The organism is Methylorubrum podarium (assembly GCF_022179745.1).
GTDB classification, from domain to species: Bacteria; Pseudomonadota; Alphaproteobacteria; order Rhizobiales; family Beijerinckiaceae; genus Methylobacterium; species Methylobacterium podarium.
The window spans coordinates 1-14,112 of sequence record NZ_BPRD01000342.1; the positions used below are offsets into that span (position 1 = coordinate 1).

10 protein-coding genes are annotated in these 14,112 nt (G+C 65.6%); 1 reads left to right on the forward strand and 9 read right to left on the reverse strand.

Annotation, left to right across the window (positions count from 1 at the left end):
* The 8 genes from MFF42_RS16830 to MFF42_RS16865 form a co-directional block, all read right to left on the reverse strand.
* The coding region (locus MFF42_RS16830; protein ID WP_238256778.1) for an AAA family ATPase at positions 1-1,897 on the reverse strand (1,897 nt) is incomplete at its 3' end.
* A 186-nt stretch (positions 1,898-2,083) separates the two neighbouring features.
* Positions 2,084-2,425 carry a hypothetical protein gene (locus MFF42_RS16835; RefSeq protein WP_238256779.1) on the reverse strand — a complete coding sequence of 114 codons (342 nt, stop codon included), beginning with the start codon at positions 2,423-2,425 and terminating at the stop codon, positions 2,084-2,086.
* A 455-nt stretch (positions 2,426-2,880) separates the two neighbouring features.
* On the reverse strand, positions 2,881-3,735 hold the full coding sequence (locus MFF42_RS16840) for a hypothetical protein (RefSeq protein WP_238256780.1): 855 nt from the start codon (positions 3,733-3,735) through the stop codon (positions 2,881-2,883).
* Between the two features lie 9 nt (positions 3,736-3,744).
* On the reverse strand, positions 3,745-6,777 hold the full coding sequence (locus MFF42_RS16845) for a DEAD/DEAH box helicase (protein WP_238256781.1): 3,033 nt from the start codon (positions 6,775-6,777) through the stop codon (positions 3,745-3,747).
* A gap of 1 nt (position 6,778) precedes the next feature.
* Positions 6,779-8,176 carry an EH signature domain-containing protein gene (locus tag MFF42_RS16850; protein WP_238256782.1) on the reverse strand — a complete coding sequence of 466 codons (1,398 nt, stop codon included), beginning with the start codon at positions 8,174-8,176 and terminating at the stop codon, positions 6,779-6,781.
* Positions 8,167-9,084: an OmpA/MotB family protein gene (locus MFF42_RS16855; RefSeq protein WP_238256783.1), complete on the reverse strand. Its 918-nt coding sequence runs from the start codon at positions 9,082-9,084 to the stop codon at positions 8,167-8,169. Before MFF42_RS16855 ends, MFF42_RS16850 begins: the two co-directional genes overlap by 10 nt.
* A 9-nt stretch (positions 9,085-9,093) precedes the next feature.
* A complete protein-coding gene (gene zorA / locus MFF42_RS16860) occupies positions 9,094-11,199 on the reverse strand; it encodes an anti-phage ZorAB system protein ZorA (RefSeq protein ID WP_238256784.1) in 2,106 nt (701 codons plus the stop codon).
* 27 nt (positions 11,200-11,226) lie between these two features.
* Entirely contained in the window at positions 11,227-11,427 is a 201-nt protein-coding gene (locus tag MFF42_RS16865) for a ribbon-helix-helix domain-containing protein (protein WP_238256785.1), read from the reverse strand.
* Between the two features lie 205 nt (positions 11,428-11,632).
* On the opposite strand from MFF42_RS16865, the gene MFF42_RS16870 reads away from it, so the two are divergent.
* Complete coding sequence (locus tag MFF42_RS16870; RefSeq protein WP_238256786.1) at positions 11,633-12,523, forward strand: hypothetical protein; 891 nt, start codon at positions 11,633-11,635, stop codon at positions 12,521-12,523.
* A 44-nt stretch (positions 12,524-12,567) separates the two neighbouring features.
* On the opposite strand, the gene MFF42_RS16875 is transcribed toward MFF42_RS16870, so the two are convergent.
* The gene (locus MFF42_RS16875) at positions 12,568-14,112 is read right to left on the reverse strand and encodes an E2 ligase fold family C protein (RefSeq protein WP_238256803.1); all 1,545 of its coding nucleotides are present in this window, start codon (positions 14,110-14,112) and stop codon (positions 12,568-12,570) included.

Genomic DNA, 14,112 nt, shown 5'->3' on the forward strand with positions numbered 1-14,112 from the left:
TGCCGAGGGCGACACCGTAAAGGCGCTGCAGGTCGGCCTCGCACGCAAGGCGAAGCTCCTGGTCAGCCAGGATAAGACCTGCGGCTCGATCCGCCGGCGCCCCTTGCACCAAGCTACCCCCCATTCCGTAGCTGGCCCGGCGCGCGGCCGCGAGTGAGGTCGCCTCGCCCAGGTCCGTATGGCTCCCGGTCGAGAGCCCGAGGCCGAGCACCTCTTCGGCCGCCCGGCCTCCGAGCAGGCCGACGATCACTGCCTCGATGCCTTCCGGGGACATCGTGGTGTCCTCCCCGGTCGTGAGCGTGTGGCCGCCGGTCTGCCCGTGCGCCAGGATGCTGATGCGCCGAACCCTGCGTCCGCCTGCCTTCGTAACGGCGACAGCATGCCCCGCCTCGTGGCATGCGCAGCGCCACACCGACGCCTCCGACCTCCCGTCCGCCGGCGCCGCCTCAGCCATCAGGTCCGACAGCTCCATCGCACGACCCGCGAGCCTGGCCTTCAGTCGGGCCGTCTCGACCCAGGCCCTCGCCTCGGCCCCGCTCGCGCCGAGCCCGACAGAGACGACCCCGTCGAGATCGACGTCGGCGAGGTCACCGTGCAGGTGCTGGCGTAGGATCCCGGCCAAGGCATCGGCGTCCGGTGGTTGGATCCGGATGACTCGCCCGAGGCGCCCGGGCCTGAGCAGCGCGGGGTCGATACGGTCCGGAGCGTTGGTCGCCGCGACGACGATGATCCGCGACGCGTCCGTCCCGTGCAGCCCAAGGCCGTCCAAGAAGCTGAGGAGGGCTCCAAGGATGGGCATCCAGTAGCTGGCATGGCGGTCCTCGACGGCCCGCGAAGGCAACGCATCGGCCTCGTCGAAATACAGAATACATGGGGCCGAAGCCGAGGCGCGCAGAAGGTCTTCCTGCATGCGACGAAGCACATCGTCGAGATAACCGGATCCGGCAAACCAGCCTGCGACTGAGGTGGTAATCACAGGCAAATTGCAGGACTTGCCAAGACTGCGCAGAAGCGTCGTCTTGCCTAAGCCCGGCCTGCTCGCCAAGCAGGCGTTCAGGCTGCCTGCCGGCCACAGCCCCTCGCCGCGGCGCCAGGCCTCGATGGTGGCGACCACCCGGCGTGCCCAGGCGCCCGCGTCCCCAAGGCCCACCATGTCTCCCACGAGGGGCACATCGTCGAGGTCGCCGGCGGGAAGCGTCCGCGCCCGAGCAATCGCCTCCAGCCTTCGTACGGCGGCGGCTGCACCATCCCCCGCCCTGATCGCGGCGAGGTAGTCGGGGTAGTCGGCGCCCTGAACGGATGCCGGCATCCGACGGGGACGCGTGCCGGTCGCCTCGCGGATCACTTGGCGCAAGACCGTCGGGGACGGGTGGCCCGGGCTTACCCGGATGTCCGCCGCGTCGACGTAGCTTCGCGGCACGTAGCGTTCGGGCAGCCAGGATACGACTGCGACGCGGCGACCGGCAGCCAAGAGCTCGACGAGTTCGGCCTCGCCCTCGTCGGCCCGGAGCCTGGGACGGCTGACGACGTCGCGGGCATCGAGCTTCGCCCACGGACCCATCGCCGCGATGGCCCGGCGGAGCGGCTGGATCCAGGCCGGCGTCGGTGCCTCGACGAGGACCGATAGGCGTGGGGAGCCGGCAATCCTCCGCCGCTGCGCCACCGTGAGCGCCGAGGCGAGGGTAGCCTTGGCCAGCGTATGGATCGGGCTGCTGAAGGCAGTCGGTTCGGCCTTGGCTTGCCCGTCGTCTCCGTCTTCGAAGAAGTCGTAGCCGGTCGTCTCATGCTCCGAGCCCTCCACCGTAGATGAGGCGACCGGCTGCCCGCGGTTCACGCGACTACCGACGCGGGCCAGGTGTTCGAGGCGCTTCTTGGGGTTCGTACTGTTACTGCTCATGACGGCCTCCATCGCGAGGCCGCCGTGCGCGTCCTTGCGCGCCGGTCAGGCCACGGTGGGTGTCTTGGATCGGGTGAAGGGCATGCTCGCCGCGGGTATGCGACGGCAGGGCTGCCGCTCAGCGGCAGGGGGGACCCGTTTGAGGCGGCCTCGAAGCGGCATCGGAAGGTTCCTTCGCATGTGTCGTTATTCAGGGCGTTCGATGTCGAAGCCGTCGAAATCCACCCGGCGTGCCGTCGCGGAGACCCTGATCCCGGGCCGGACCGGCGTGGCTCGTTCGCGCAGCCAGGCGGCCTGCCGCTCGGCCTCGTCCATGCAGGCACGGCCCAGGGCAACGAGCACCGCTGCCACGATGCGGGCGAATGCTGCGCCCGGGAAGGTTTCGCTGGCGAGGGTGAGGCGACGGAAGATCTCTCCGACGTGGCGAGCCGGATCATCCGAGACGGGTGGCGGTGCCGTCAGTTCAGAGGAAGCCGGGCTGGCACCCGCCTCGGATCGCGCCGCGGTGGTCTTCAGGCTGTCAGTCATAACGGGCTGCCTCCATGCTGGGGCAGCCGGCCGCGGTCAGTGGCGGCGGGTCAGCCCTGGAGGGTGTCGGGAAGGCGCGAACGCGCCAGTGACGTGTTGCGGCCAGAGTGGGCCCAGGCCGGGATGGCAGCCGATTTTCGGAGGGTGGTCGTCATCGGGAGCGAACCTTCAAAGGCCTCCCGGTCACGCGTGCGGAGACGCGCGGCTATCCGCGGGAGGAGGAATCGGCCTGGACCGGTGCGGGGTTCCCCGCCCGGAGCGCCGTGCATTTCGTCGGTGCGAACATGAGGTCTTAAGTGTAGGTAAACGCCGACTGAAGCAACCCATCCCAAGCTGAAAGCACGCAATGAATCGGTATCATGGTTAACAGCGCGGCAAGGTTCAGCGAGGGCAGCATCCGTCTTATGCCGGTCGGCACGGCTGAAGATGCTCTCGGCTGAGGCTGTATGCTCGACTTAACCTGCCAAAGACGAAGACCAAGCCGAGAGCATCTGCCCTTCGCTGCATCTGATCCGTTCGCCTGTGGTTCTTGAAGCCGATAAGTTCTGGAAGACACGCTGCTCCATGGCGTAGGCGGCGACCGAGTTCGGCCAACGTTGCTTCAAGGCGAGTGTCCAGCCCTCTCCGATCTCCTCGATGGGGATGTGCTTGTTCACGTCGTTCAAGCGTTGGTCAACGTTCTGGGTGTGCCCAACTTTCCAGACGCTGCGCTTCCCAAAACGCATCGCGTAGGTCCATGCCTCAGCTTCGGTGGTCCTCGTGACTGTTCCGGCCCAGTCGCTCGGGGTCGGTCCTGTCGTGGGACGACCGAAGGCCAGTGCGTCGCTCAAGGCCAGCAGCTTCGCGACATGTGGAACCAAGGTGATCGCTACCTCCGTCTTGGGCAGTGCCAGCACCGCCCGAGTATCGCTCTCGTCAAGTTGGACAGCACGGACGGTGGCCTCGAACGTCAACTGCTCGCGAAGAACGTCGATCAGCTTCAGGCGTGGCTCCGCGAACCGCCAAGCGCGTAAAACGGGAAGCCCCTTGGGCCAGAGAAGCGATCCGTCCGCGGCGAAATCGGTCGGCTTCATCTTGGTCGGATCGGTCACGTCACGAACGTCGACCGGTATGCGTGCGAACTCGGCAATGCCAAGAAGTCGACCACGTTCATGCTCGGCGGTCGGCTCGTCCTGGGTCCCAATGAACACGACGAGATCCCCCGGTGAGGAGGCCGTGATGAGGGCGTCCCGGTTGCCGGCCTTGCCGAAGGCGATGACGGGATGCCTCTCAGGATCGAAGCCGTAGAACCTCTTGGCAAAGACGCGCATGAGTTCTGCCTACGCTGCCATGGCCATCGTGAAGACTTGGTCGAGATCGCTGTCCGACACGGGCGGCATCAACAGGTTGCGGGACATCCTCCGCTTCCCTTCCAGAAGCCGATCCAGCGTCACGTCGAATGTCCTGTCCCCAAGCGTGGGATGGACGGCCATCGGAACGTGGATGGTCACGGGTCGCTCCTGGCCGATCCGGTAGACGCGGTCGTTGCACTGATCCTCGACGGCAGGGTTCCACCAACGACTGAGGTGTATGACGTGGTTCGCTGCCGTGATCGTCAGGCCCACGCCTGCGGCCTTCGGGGACAGGATCATCGCGTCGAAGCCGCGACGCCTCGCCTGGAAATCGTCGACCATGTCCTGGCGCCGATGACCGGGGGTGTCACCGTTGATGATGAGCGGTCGTTCCATGCCGAACATCGTGGACATGGCATTCGCCACCAGCGCCTGCATGCTCCGTTGCTCGACGAAGATCAGCCCCTTCTCGCCGCGACGTTCCAAATCGCGGAGCACCTCGAAAGACTTGCCCAACCGGGCGGACCTGGCGACCCACGCCTCGCAGCCGGTCACGGACAGGAGATCGTCTGAATGTGCGTCGCCTGGGTAGAGTGATATGCCGCGGAGATTCTGGATGACTTCGAGCATCGCACCGCGAGCCCTTGGACCGTCCGTGCCCAGGACCTTGGCCACGACATCGCCGTAGGCCTTCGCCTGCACGTCCGGCATGACCGTCCGGTACGGCATGACGGTCTTGGACGGCAGACCCTCCAGCACGTCGTCCTTCATCCGGCGCAGCATGATTGCCGGCGCCCCGTCCAACGGCTTCATCATCCGGTCGGACAGGTCGCGGTAGCGGTCGAGGTCGCCGTTCTTGTAGGTGTTCGAGAACGTCTTCAGGTCTCGGAGGAAGCCGGGGAAAACCCGGTCCATGATCGACCAGAGATCCTCGATCCGGTTCTCGATTGGCGTGCCAGTCAGGCCGAGCACGAAATCGGCGTTCACGGCCTTCGCGGCCCAGGTGTTGAGCGTGCCCGGGTCCTTCACCTTCTGCATCTCGTCGAAGAGCACCGCCGAGAAGCCGATCCTGGCGAACGAGACGTGATTGTCGGCCAGCGTTTCATAGGTCGTTAGGACCCAATCCTGCTTCTCCAGCAGTCTCCAGTTCAGCGTTTCGCCTTGGTCGCGCGCGGCCTGATCCGGGTTTCGGAACTTGCGTATGCTGGAACCGAAGACATCGGCGCGGTTCTCACCCAAAGCGTTCGGTGCGAGGTGCTTCTCGGCCTCCTTGATCCAGTTCTGGAGGAGGGACGTCGGCGCGACGATGAGAAGGGGGCCCTTCGGGACGCCCGCGGCCGCCTTGGCCCTGGCCGCTTCCCGGTTCGCCTTCATCCAGGCGAGGAAAGCCAAGCCCTGGTAGCTCTTCCCAAGTCCCATGTCGTCGGCCAGCAGGACGCCAGGCCAGCCGGCCTTCCAAGCTCCGACGAGCCAGTCGAAGCCTTCGACTTGGTGCGGCTTAAAGCTCGTCCGCCCCATGCGGTCCGTCGGTAGCCCATCGCCGATCACCGCCGGCCGCGGTTTGCGCGTCACCTCGAACGTGACGTCCTCGAAGTTTGTCTCGATCTTGACCACTACCGGCTCGCGCGGACCCGCCGTAGCGGCGGGCGTCGTGGTCACGGCCGGCTCGTCATCGTCGGAAGGCTGCACGCCCTCCTCAACGGGCTGCCGCTCTTGGATGACGTCGGCGACCTGTCGGAGGACGTCCCGTGCTACCGGCACCGGTAGCTCGACGTCGCCACAGGCGACCCGCTCCCGGCCCTCCACTTCGGCCTTGGGGACGTCGGTGGCGAGTTGACGCGCATCCTTCAGCGTGATCTCGGACGGGCGGCCGTCGACCACCACCGGGAACTTCTCGGGCAGCCATTCCGTGCTCGTCTTCGAAAGCCAAGACAGCTCGGGCTTCTCCCAGACGCCAAGCCCGATCACACGGTCCGAATACTGCTTCGTCTCGACGAAGAGCGCCGACACCGTCGGGTCGCCGGGATCGAGACCGAGATCCAGGGCGATCTGCGTCCTCGGGTTCTTCACGAAGGCGCGCTTTCGGTCCTCCGGGGCGCTTCGCATGGTCCGAACGACTTCGAGTGCCTTCTGCAGGCCCGGGTCGACCAGGAGGTACGTGCTCCGGCGTAGGTTGTAGGCCCGCCTCACGCCGGCGGCGGTCTCGAAGATCCGCTCGAAGGCACTCTGGTCGGCATGGGCGAGCAGGGTCGCGGTCTCGACGTCAACCAGTTCGTCGAAGGCCCCGCCTGCGACGTCGGCATCCTCCTCGATCACGGGGGCGTCGTCTTCAAGCGAACGGGCCCGCTCCCGGCTCATGAGCACGGGCACGAAATCGATCGCGTCGCCCTTCCGAGTGACGTCCAGGGCGAAGGATCCCGCCTGGAAGACGGTTAGCCCCTTCGCGTAGCTGTCCGCCTTCACGGAATCCGGGTTCACGATCGCGAGCGCCGAGGTGACCTCGCTCCAACGCGCGACCCTGGCGTCGATGTCCTGCCCGGAGGTCGAGTTGTAGCCTTCGATGGCTTCGAGCAGGCGATAGAGCGGGGCAGTCAGGCGGCCCGACCGCTCGCCCCAACGGACCTCGATCCCGGATCGGGTCGGGCTGATCCGGCCGTAGGACGTCTCGCGCCACTCGGTATCGATGCGGCTCTTCTCGTCGCTGATGGCACCACGGAAAGAGATATCCACGATGAGCGGTGCGATCTCCGGCAGCCCCATCATCGAAGCCAGACCGGACGGCAGGTCGGCGGCGGTGGCGTTGGCGACGAGCAGGGCGTCTCCCTTCCACTCGGCCTGGCCCTCAGCAATTAGAGGAAGAAGCCGCCGAACGACTTTTGCCAACGGTTCGGGAACGCTCGCCCAATCGACAGCCGGCCTGACGCTGGACCTGCCGAAAAGGGGGATCTTGACCCGTGGGGGCTCGACCAGGGTAACCTCGACATGGTCGGGGCGGCACTCGGTCCGAAGCTTCAGCGCCATCTCACACCCTGTACTCCGACTCCATCACGCGCACGTTCGTGAGGAGGAAGATCTCGTTCGCGACCTTCACCTGCCAATTATAGCCCTCGGACCCGGCGTGTGTGATCTCCGCCACCTTGAACTGCGGGGTGCTCTGCCGGCCCACGCGGACCTCGTCCGTATCGTACAGGGACTTGCTCAGGGCCGGGGCCGTCGGATCGGCCCTGTCGTGCCAGATGTTGCAACGACCGTTGTGGCTCCACTCGGCAACGACGCCCCGACCGACCTTGAGGAGCAGTACGGCATGGCCGCGTTCGATTGGCTTGCGGCCGCCGCTCGTCCAACGCGCATAGGGTGCCTTCACGTCGAACAGCCGCCTGGCCGTTCGGTCCCCGACCTCATCGAAGACGACCCAGGCATCGTCGATTAGGCCGCGCCTATGGACGGCCTCCCAGAAGGCGCGGCGATACCGCCACTGGAAGTCGTAGGCACCCTGGTCGACGACATCGAGGAACTGCCGCAGGGAGAGCGCCGTCAGCCATTTCAGCACGGTCGGCTTGCTGTCCATCGGCTGCCAGCGCGCCTGCTTCAGGCGGGGGTCCCCGAACCGGGCGACGAGGAACTTCAGGGTGGCATCCATCGCCATGCGGTCCACGTCGACGTCGGCCAGCGGCAGCACCAGGGCGTCGACGTAGGCTCCGCGCCGATGTTCGAAGATGATCGACCCGTCCTGCCTCGTGCCCCAGGCCTGGATCGAGGACAGCCTAGCCTGGGGGCTGAGCGACCTATCCGCCCTCAGCCGGTCCAGGCCGGCCAGGAAGGCGGCTTCCGCCAGGCCGGCCTCGGCGCCGAGGTTCTGGATCCCGAAATCAGCCAGGACCCGGCTCGGGGAGATCTTCCGGTCGAGCGCGATGCCGGCAATCGTGCGGGGCGCGGTTCGAGGGTCGAACAGGTTGAGGTAACGTGCAGCCTCGGTGAGCGGCCCGGTCATGCGGGACGCGAGGTCGCGAAGGGTGGCGGCGATATCGTTGAGCGCGGAGGTGGGGCGGTCCGCCTCGCTAGGGTCGAAGCGCACGATGTATGCGGACGCGAGGCGCCTGAAGGTGGACTTGCGAGATGCCATCCGCACGTGGGCGAGAAACCTGGCAAGGACGGTGGGCTCTCGGACCAGCGGCCTTTTGCCGTCCCACAGGCACCACGGGGCGAGGTTCACGTCCCTTCGCTCGGGAACAGCGCCCGCGGAGAAGGCTTGGATGATCCGCGCGGCGATCTGGTCGAGGTCCGGCGGCGGTGCTGGCTCGACCTCGATGGTGGGGACCGGGATCTCCAGGGCAACCACCGCCAGCGCCGCCGTCGTCGGCAATGCCGGAAGCGTCGACGGCCGGGTGCGGATCTCCGCGATGGCGCTCTTCACTTGCATGCGGCGATGCTGTCCTGGCTGATCGCCGCCAAGCGGCTGATCTGCGCCTTAACCTCGTCGTTGAGGGCGATGATGTCCCTGAGGTTGATCGTCGTGTCGGCATCCATCACGAAACGGAGGTCGATACGGCGGTTCTTCTCCCAAGCCTCGCGTTCCTCGCCGGAGGCGATTGGCCGGGTCGATGAGTACCCGGATACGGACACGATCTGCTCGCCGCGCCGGTTGCGGAAGTCCCGCAGATCCGGCGATCCGGCCGTCATCTCGCGGTAGGTCGCTGTCGCGCGCTCGGTGGACAGCAGCCAGTTCCGACGGTCACGCTCGGCGAGGTCCGGGACGCCGGTTGTGTCGGTGTGCCCCTCGATGAAGATGGTCTCCAGCGAGGCGCCCTGGAACTTGCCGCACGTGTCCGTCCGACCCTGCTTGCAGGCAGCATACTCGGCCACGACGTCGGTGAGGACGCGGCCGATGCGGGTCAGGGCGTCGCGAGCACGGGCGTCGAGGTCGGACCGGTTCGGGGCGAACCTGACGGCGTCCTCGGTCAGTCGGAGCACCCCGTTCCGTTCGTCCACTTGCACCGCCAGCCCCTGCGCGATCAGGCGCTTGCTGATGTCGGTGAGCAGGCGGCGGCGTTGATCCGCGGCGAGTTCCAGCGCCTCGATCTGGTTGCGCACGTCGCCCTGGATCTTGTTGACCTTGTCGTTGATGTCGGCGCTGAGCGCCGCGTTCTTGGTCAAAAGCTCCGTCAGGCAGTCCTTGATCCTCTTGGAGTCGTCGTCGCCCTTTCGGTAGTTCAGGGCGAAGACCATCAGCAAGATGATGAAAATGAACAGCATGCCGACCATCATATCGGTCATGGAGATGAAGTAGTTCTCCGACTCTTCAACCTGTTCCTCTGTGGTGCTGAGCATGGCTTGGCCTTACGCGTCCTCGGCGGCCATCTTCTGAACCTTCGCGAGGAAGGTATCGAAAGTCTCGGAGAGATCCTCGGTGTTCTCCGCCAGGGAGCCAGCGATGGCTTGCAGGCGCTGCACGGCGAGGCTGCATCCATCGTCGATCTTGACCGCGAACGAGGCGATGCTCTCCTGCTGCTTGGCCGTCTCGGAGGCGAGGGCTCGGACCGCGTCCGAAAGAGCCTGATCGACCGTACCGAACCGTTCCTCGTAGGACCGCCAAGCCGCCTCGACCGCCTGGTGGCCTTGCTCCAAGCGGTCAGCGAGGGACTTGGCGGCGTCCTGACCAAGCCTGAGGCCTTCGACCGCACCGCGCGTCGCCTCCTCCATCGCCCTGGTCGATACGGCGATCCTTTCCGAAGCCTGCAACAGGGGCGTCGAGGCAGCCGTGACGTCGCTCGCGACCCTCCCGAATGCGACCGATGCCTCGTTCGTCCGGTCCACCGTCTCCCTCGCGGCGGCCGTCTGGGAGGCGAAGGCCTGCTCGGACGAGCGCAGGGCGACCGACATCCTATCGACGTCCGCACCGAACTTCTCGACGGTTTCCGTGAAGCCGGACTTGATCGCCTGGGCAGTCTCGGCGGCGGCCTTGCCCGCGACTGCCACGGTCTGTGCCGTGGCCTCGCGGGACCGCGCGGCGGCGGCCTCGGCCTCGCGTCCGATCTGGTCCTGAATGGCCGCGACGGTCTCTCGGAACGAGCCCATCTGCCGCTCGACCTGATCCAGCATGCCCGTCATGCCGTCGCGCACGGCCGTGGTCGCCATCCGTCCCGCTTCGGCCATGTCGCGGTCCAGGCGTTCCCGGGTCGCGTCGGCCGAGGCCGCGAGCGACCTGAGAAGGCTCTCGATAGTCTCCCGGCTGGCCTGATTGTTCGCCTGGAACTGGTTGCCGGCATCCGAGATGAGGCCGGCCAAGCGCTCGGTAGCTTCGGACATCCGCCGCGCGAAGTCCTGTCCTGAACCGGCGAGGTCGGACTTGACCGCACCGAGTGCGTCCTTGGTTTGGGCGAGCGTGGCAGAAAGGTCTTTGAGCTCGTTTCCGGCCCCACCATGGAGGGCGTCCATGAACTTGTTCATGAGGCCCTCGGTGCCGGTCCGACTGTTGTCTTCCAGCTTTCCGACGGTCGCCTGCAACTGGTCTGCCAGTGGCGTCACCGCCCGGCCTACGGCAGCCTCCAGCGCCGGTCCGATGACTTGGCCGAGGCGGTCGAAGAACTGGGCGTCGTTGATGTTCTTCAGTTGCTCGACCTGCTCCCGGTTCGAGGCGGCGAGCTGCGTCAGCACGTACTGGGGGGCCAGGAAGTGGGTGCGGTCCTCGATGCGATGGCAGAACCGGTCGAAGCCCGTCTCGATGATGATCGAGTAAACCTTGAATACGAGCGCGAGGAACAACGACGAGAAGAGGCCTGCGATGGAGGTCGAGAACTTGAACGTCGCCGCGTCGAGGAGCTCGCGCAGCGACTGCGTCATCCCCTCCGGCGAGCCGGCCACGCCGGCCGCCGCCTTCGACAACGCGATGACGAGGCCGACGAAGGTGAGGAGCAGCCCGAGCCCGACGAAGTAGCCGGGCACGGTGGGCATGAGCTTCATGCCCATCAGGCGCTCGCGGACGACGGACGGCCCGAAGAACGAGGCCGGCCTCATCGTGCGGATCACGACCTGATCGCGCATGCACGTCTTGGCGAACTCCTGCCAAGCATGCCCCACGAGGCCATGGCGTGACAATCTCTGGTTGATGCGGTCGAAGTTGGCCAGGAATGCCTTCTCGTCCGGGGCGTCAGCCCCGAACTGCTTCCTGGCCAACCGAAGCGATATCCGGATCGCCAGGACGTGGGCGATCAGCGAGGCGAACGCCAGCCCGACGGCCGTCGAGACGATGGCGCAGGCCAGGGCGAAGGCGAATTCGGGGTGCCCGACGTTGGCGAAGTCACCGCGCCCGATCTCACCGCCAACAGTACCGACGAGCGCCAGGTTCGACCGGCTGGACAGCACGGGAAGGAAATAGGACCCGGTGTATCCGACGACGAACAGACCCCAGAACAGGGGGAACCGAACAAGAGGTGTCCAAACCACCGACCTCATCGCCACACATGCCCCGCCTCAGTCGGCCGCGTGTTCGTCACGCTTCACCGACGTTCTCTTCTCGACCCATTGGCGCACCGCCTCCTCGACGATGGCGGAGGCCGTCGTATCGTCGTCCACCGCGAGCTTCTTCACGTCCTTGATGAGCTCCGGAGGCAGGTAGACGAGAAGCTGCCTCCGGCCGTCGGCGCGGACGCGTGATGCCTCTGTGTTGCCCATTGTCCGCATCGACCCAAGGTCCGGATAGCCAGATAGCCGGATAGCGAGCGCTCAGAATCCCACGCGATTCGAAGCTTTGCAATTCGAATTCGGGATTTCCGCAGCCAGAAAGCGAACGAGCGTCACTTGCTTGGAGACGGCGTAAAGAGCCATCGGAACGCTGCGGGCGGCCGCCTGTTTTCCTGGGCTTGGCAGGAGCAGTCAATTGACCATCGTCGCTTGTTGGTTGGACGAAAGTTACGGCGTGACCTCTCTCGCCGCGCTGGCTGACGCCAGAGCCTCCGAGAAGGTCGGTAGTTCCTGGGTCCCTCTATCTGACAACACCATCAAGCTGTTCGCCGTCGAGGTCAGATGCTTCAAAGGCGACTCTCTGGCACCTGGCTTTGGTGCTTGGGTGAACCCCTACTACAAGACCACCATAGGCCTCGGTTTCGCCGGTCATTGTTTCGAAGCCTTGACCATCATTGCCCATATCCAGCGGGCTATGGCTGCGCTCGTAGTCCTTGACGGGCCTCCCTGTGAGCCTACGGGCAAAGGCTTAGTGAACTTGGCAATGGATATCGCGCGTCGGTACCTAAACAGCCACAAACACGGATCCAGCCGCGACTTCGAATTGCTCATTTACGGATGGGATGGCCCAGATGATCCCTGGATCGGGAAAATCGTATGGGACAAGAGGAATAAGGAGATTGAAGCTCGGCACACCAATCCCAATAGATATAGCGTAATTACTATAGGTGATGGCGCCAAGGCTTCAGGTAAGTTTGGATGGTATTCTAGGATACGTACGAAAATAGCCCGCCAGTTGTACTTGCGCTCGTCCGAATCGTACTCAGAGCGGGGCGAGTTCTCGCAGGCCGTTCTTGCCATCGAAGCAACGAAGCAGATTGAAAGGGGTATTGGCTATCTTGTGGAGAGTAAGTTTGTCGATACAGTTGGTGGAGTTCGGCAGAGGCTACAGATAAAATGGGAAGTAGATAAGGGAATTGCGGCATTCACGGCCGACAATCAGCCCGCCCTCATGGATGGACTACCGTCAGTAAGGACCGATATGGTCCTTGCGCCAATACCTGTTACCTCAGGCATGGAGAAGTAGCCCGCGTCGTAAGTGTCTCGTCGCCTGAAGCGATAGCCTGAGCCTCACGAGCCCCAGGCCACCGATGCCGACCCGGCCGCGTACTTGCGCCGGTAGGTTCCCACGAAGTCCGTATCGCAACACAGGCACCTGCCCGAACGGTCAGGTGCTCGGGGATCGTGAAGATACTGGGCCAAGGGACGGGCCAGATTGAGCCGCGTCACCACGGTCGGCGCAGCCGCCATCCCACCAGCGTCTTTCACCAATTCCGCCGCCAGCATGATACCGGCTAGTGCCGATTGGAATGCCATCGGCACCGTTGCTCGGTCGCCCCTGGCCCCACCGGTGAGGCGGAAAACCACGCCACCGCACAAGGCCCGACCGTAGAATGTCCGCAGGGGTTGCCCCACGAACGGCTGCAGGGCGTCAAAGGGCACCCCCAGCCGCTCGGCAACCGTCGCGACGAATGCCCCATCAACAGGCGCTCCCGTCGCAAGAAGGATACGCACCTGCATGAACGCTTCGGGGATACCGAGTTCACGGGCGACCCGCACATCCTCGTCCTCAACCTTGCCGCTCGGCAGGTAAAGGCATGCGAGGCAAGCCTTGCCGTCCGCAAACCCGTGCCGGGAGACCCCTAGGTCGTCAGGGCCTGTCCAAGCGTTCAGGATGCGACGCGGCAGCGTCCCCTGCACTGCCAGTCGGTCCTTCGCTGTGTCGAGCGCCACGACGACCCGGTCGAGGCGCCAGTCTCCCCGCTGCTGCACGTACCCGTCCCATCGCAGCCGGTGCGGCACGACGCGGAGCGAGGTCCGCGCCAGCGCCTCGGCGGCGATCTCCACCTTCGGCTGGTCCACGCCGTCCTGCCCCGTCATGACGTAGCGCTGCAGGTTCGAGAGGTCTGCGTCCTCGTGGTCGACGAGATGAAGGTCGCCGGTCATGCCAGGTAGGCGGGCAAGAGCCCAGACCGCACCGTTCCCAACCGCGCCCAGGCCGACGAGATGCGCCTCGCCGACGTCGACAGGTCCGAACTCCGGATCGTGCGCCGTTCGCTCGAAGTCGAAGGTCGAGAGGGTCAGGTCCGCGTCCGGCCCCCCGTCCGTCAACTGGTCAGCAAACACCGTCCGGAACACGTTGGCGGCGGCGAGGCACGCGGCTGCTCCTGCGCCGAACGGGTTCGCCGAGGCGCCTGACCCGACCGGCTCGGTTGTCGACAGCCTCGCGATCCAGCCCTGAGATCCTGCGTAGAAACAGGGGGCGTCAAGATCGGCGGCAGTGTCGCCCACCACCACGCAGCGCGTGATCCCGTCGCGTGCCTGCGACAGCCCGATCTCCGGGTTGATGGAGCGGGCGAGATTGCAGAGCGTCGCCGCCAAGTCCGCGGCGGCGGTCTCCAGCGGCAGGATTGCCAGGTTGGGATAGAGGCGCGCCGCCAAGCGTACCGTGAGATCGAGGGCGGCGCGCCCCTCGGCGGACATCGCGGCTGCGCCGTCGAAGGCCACGCCGACGACGTGGTTTCCGAGGACGGCTTCGAAGGACGCAAGGTCGAACCCGTTCAGGACTTGCGAGGCCGCGGTAGCCGCCCGGTCGAAGAAGTTTGCGCGTGCCAT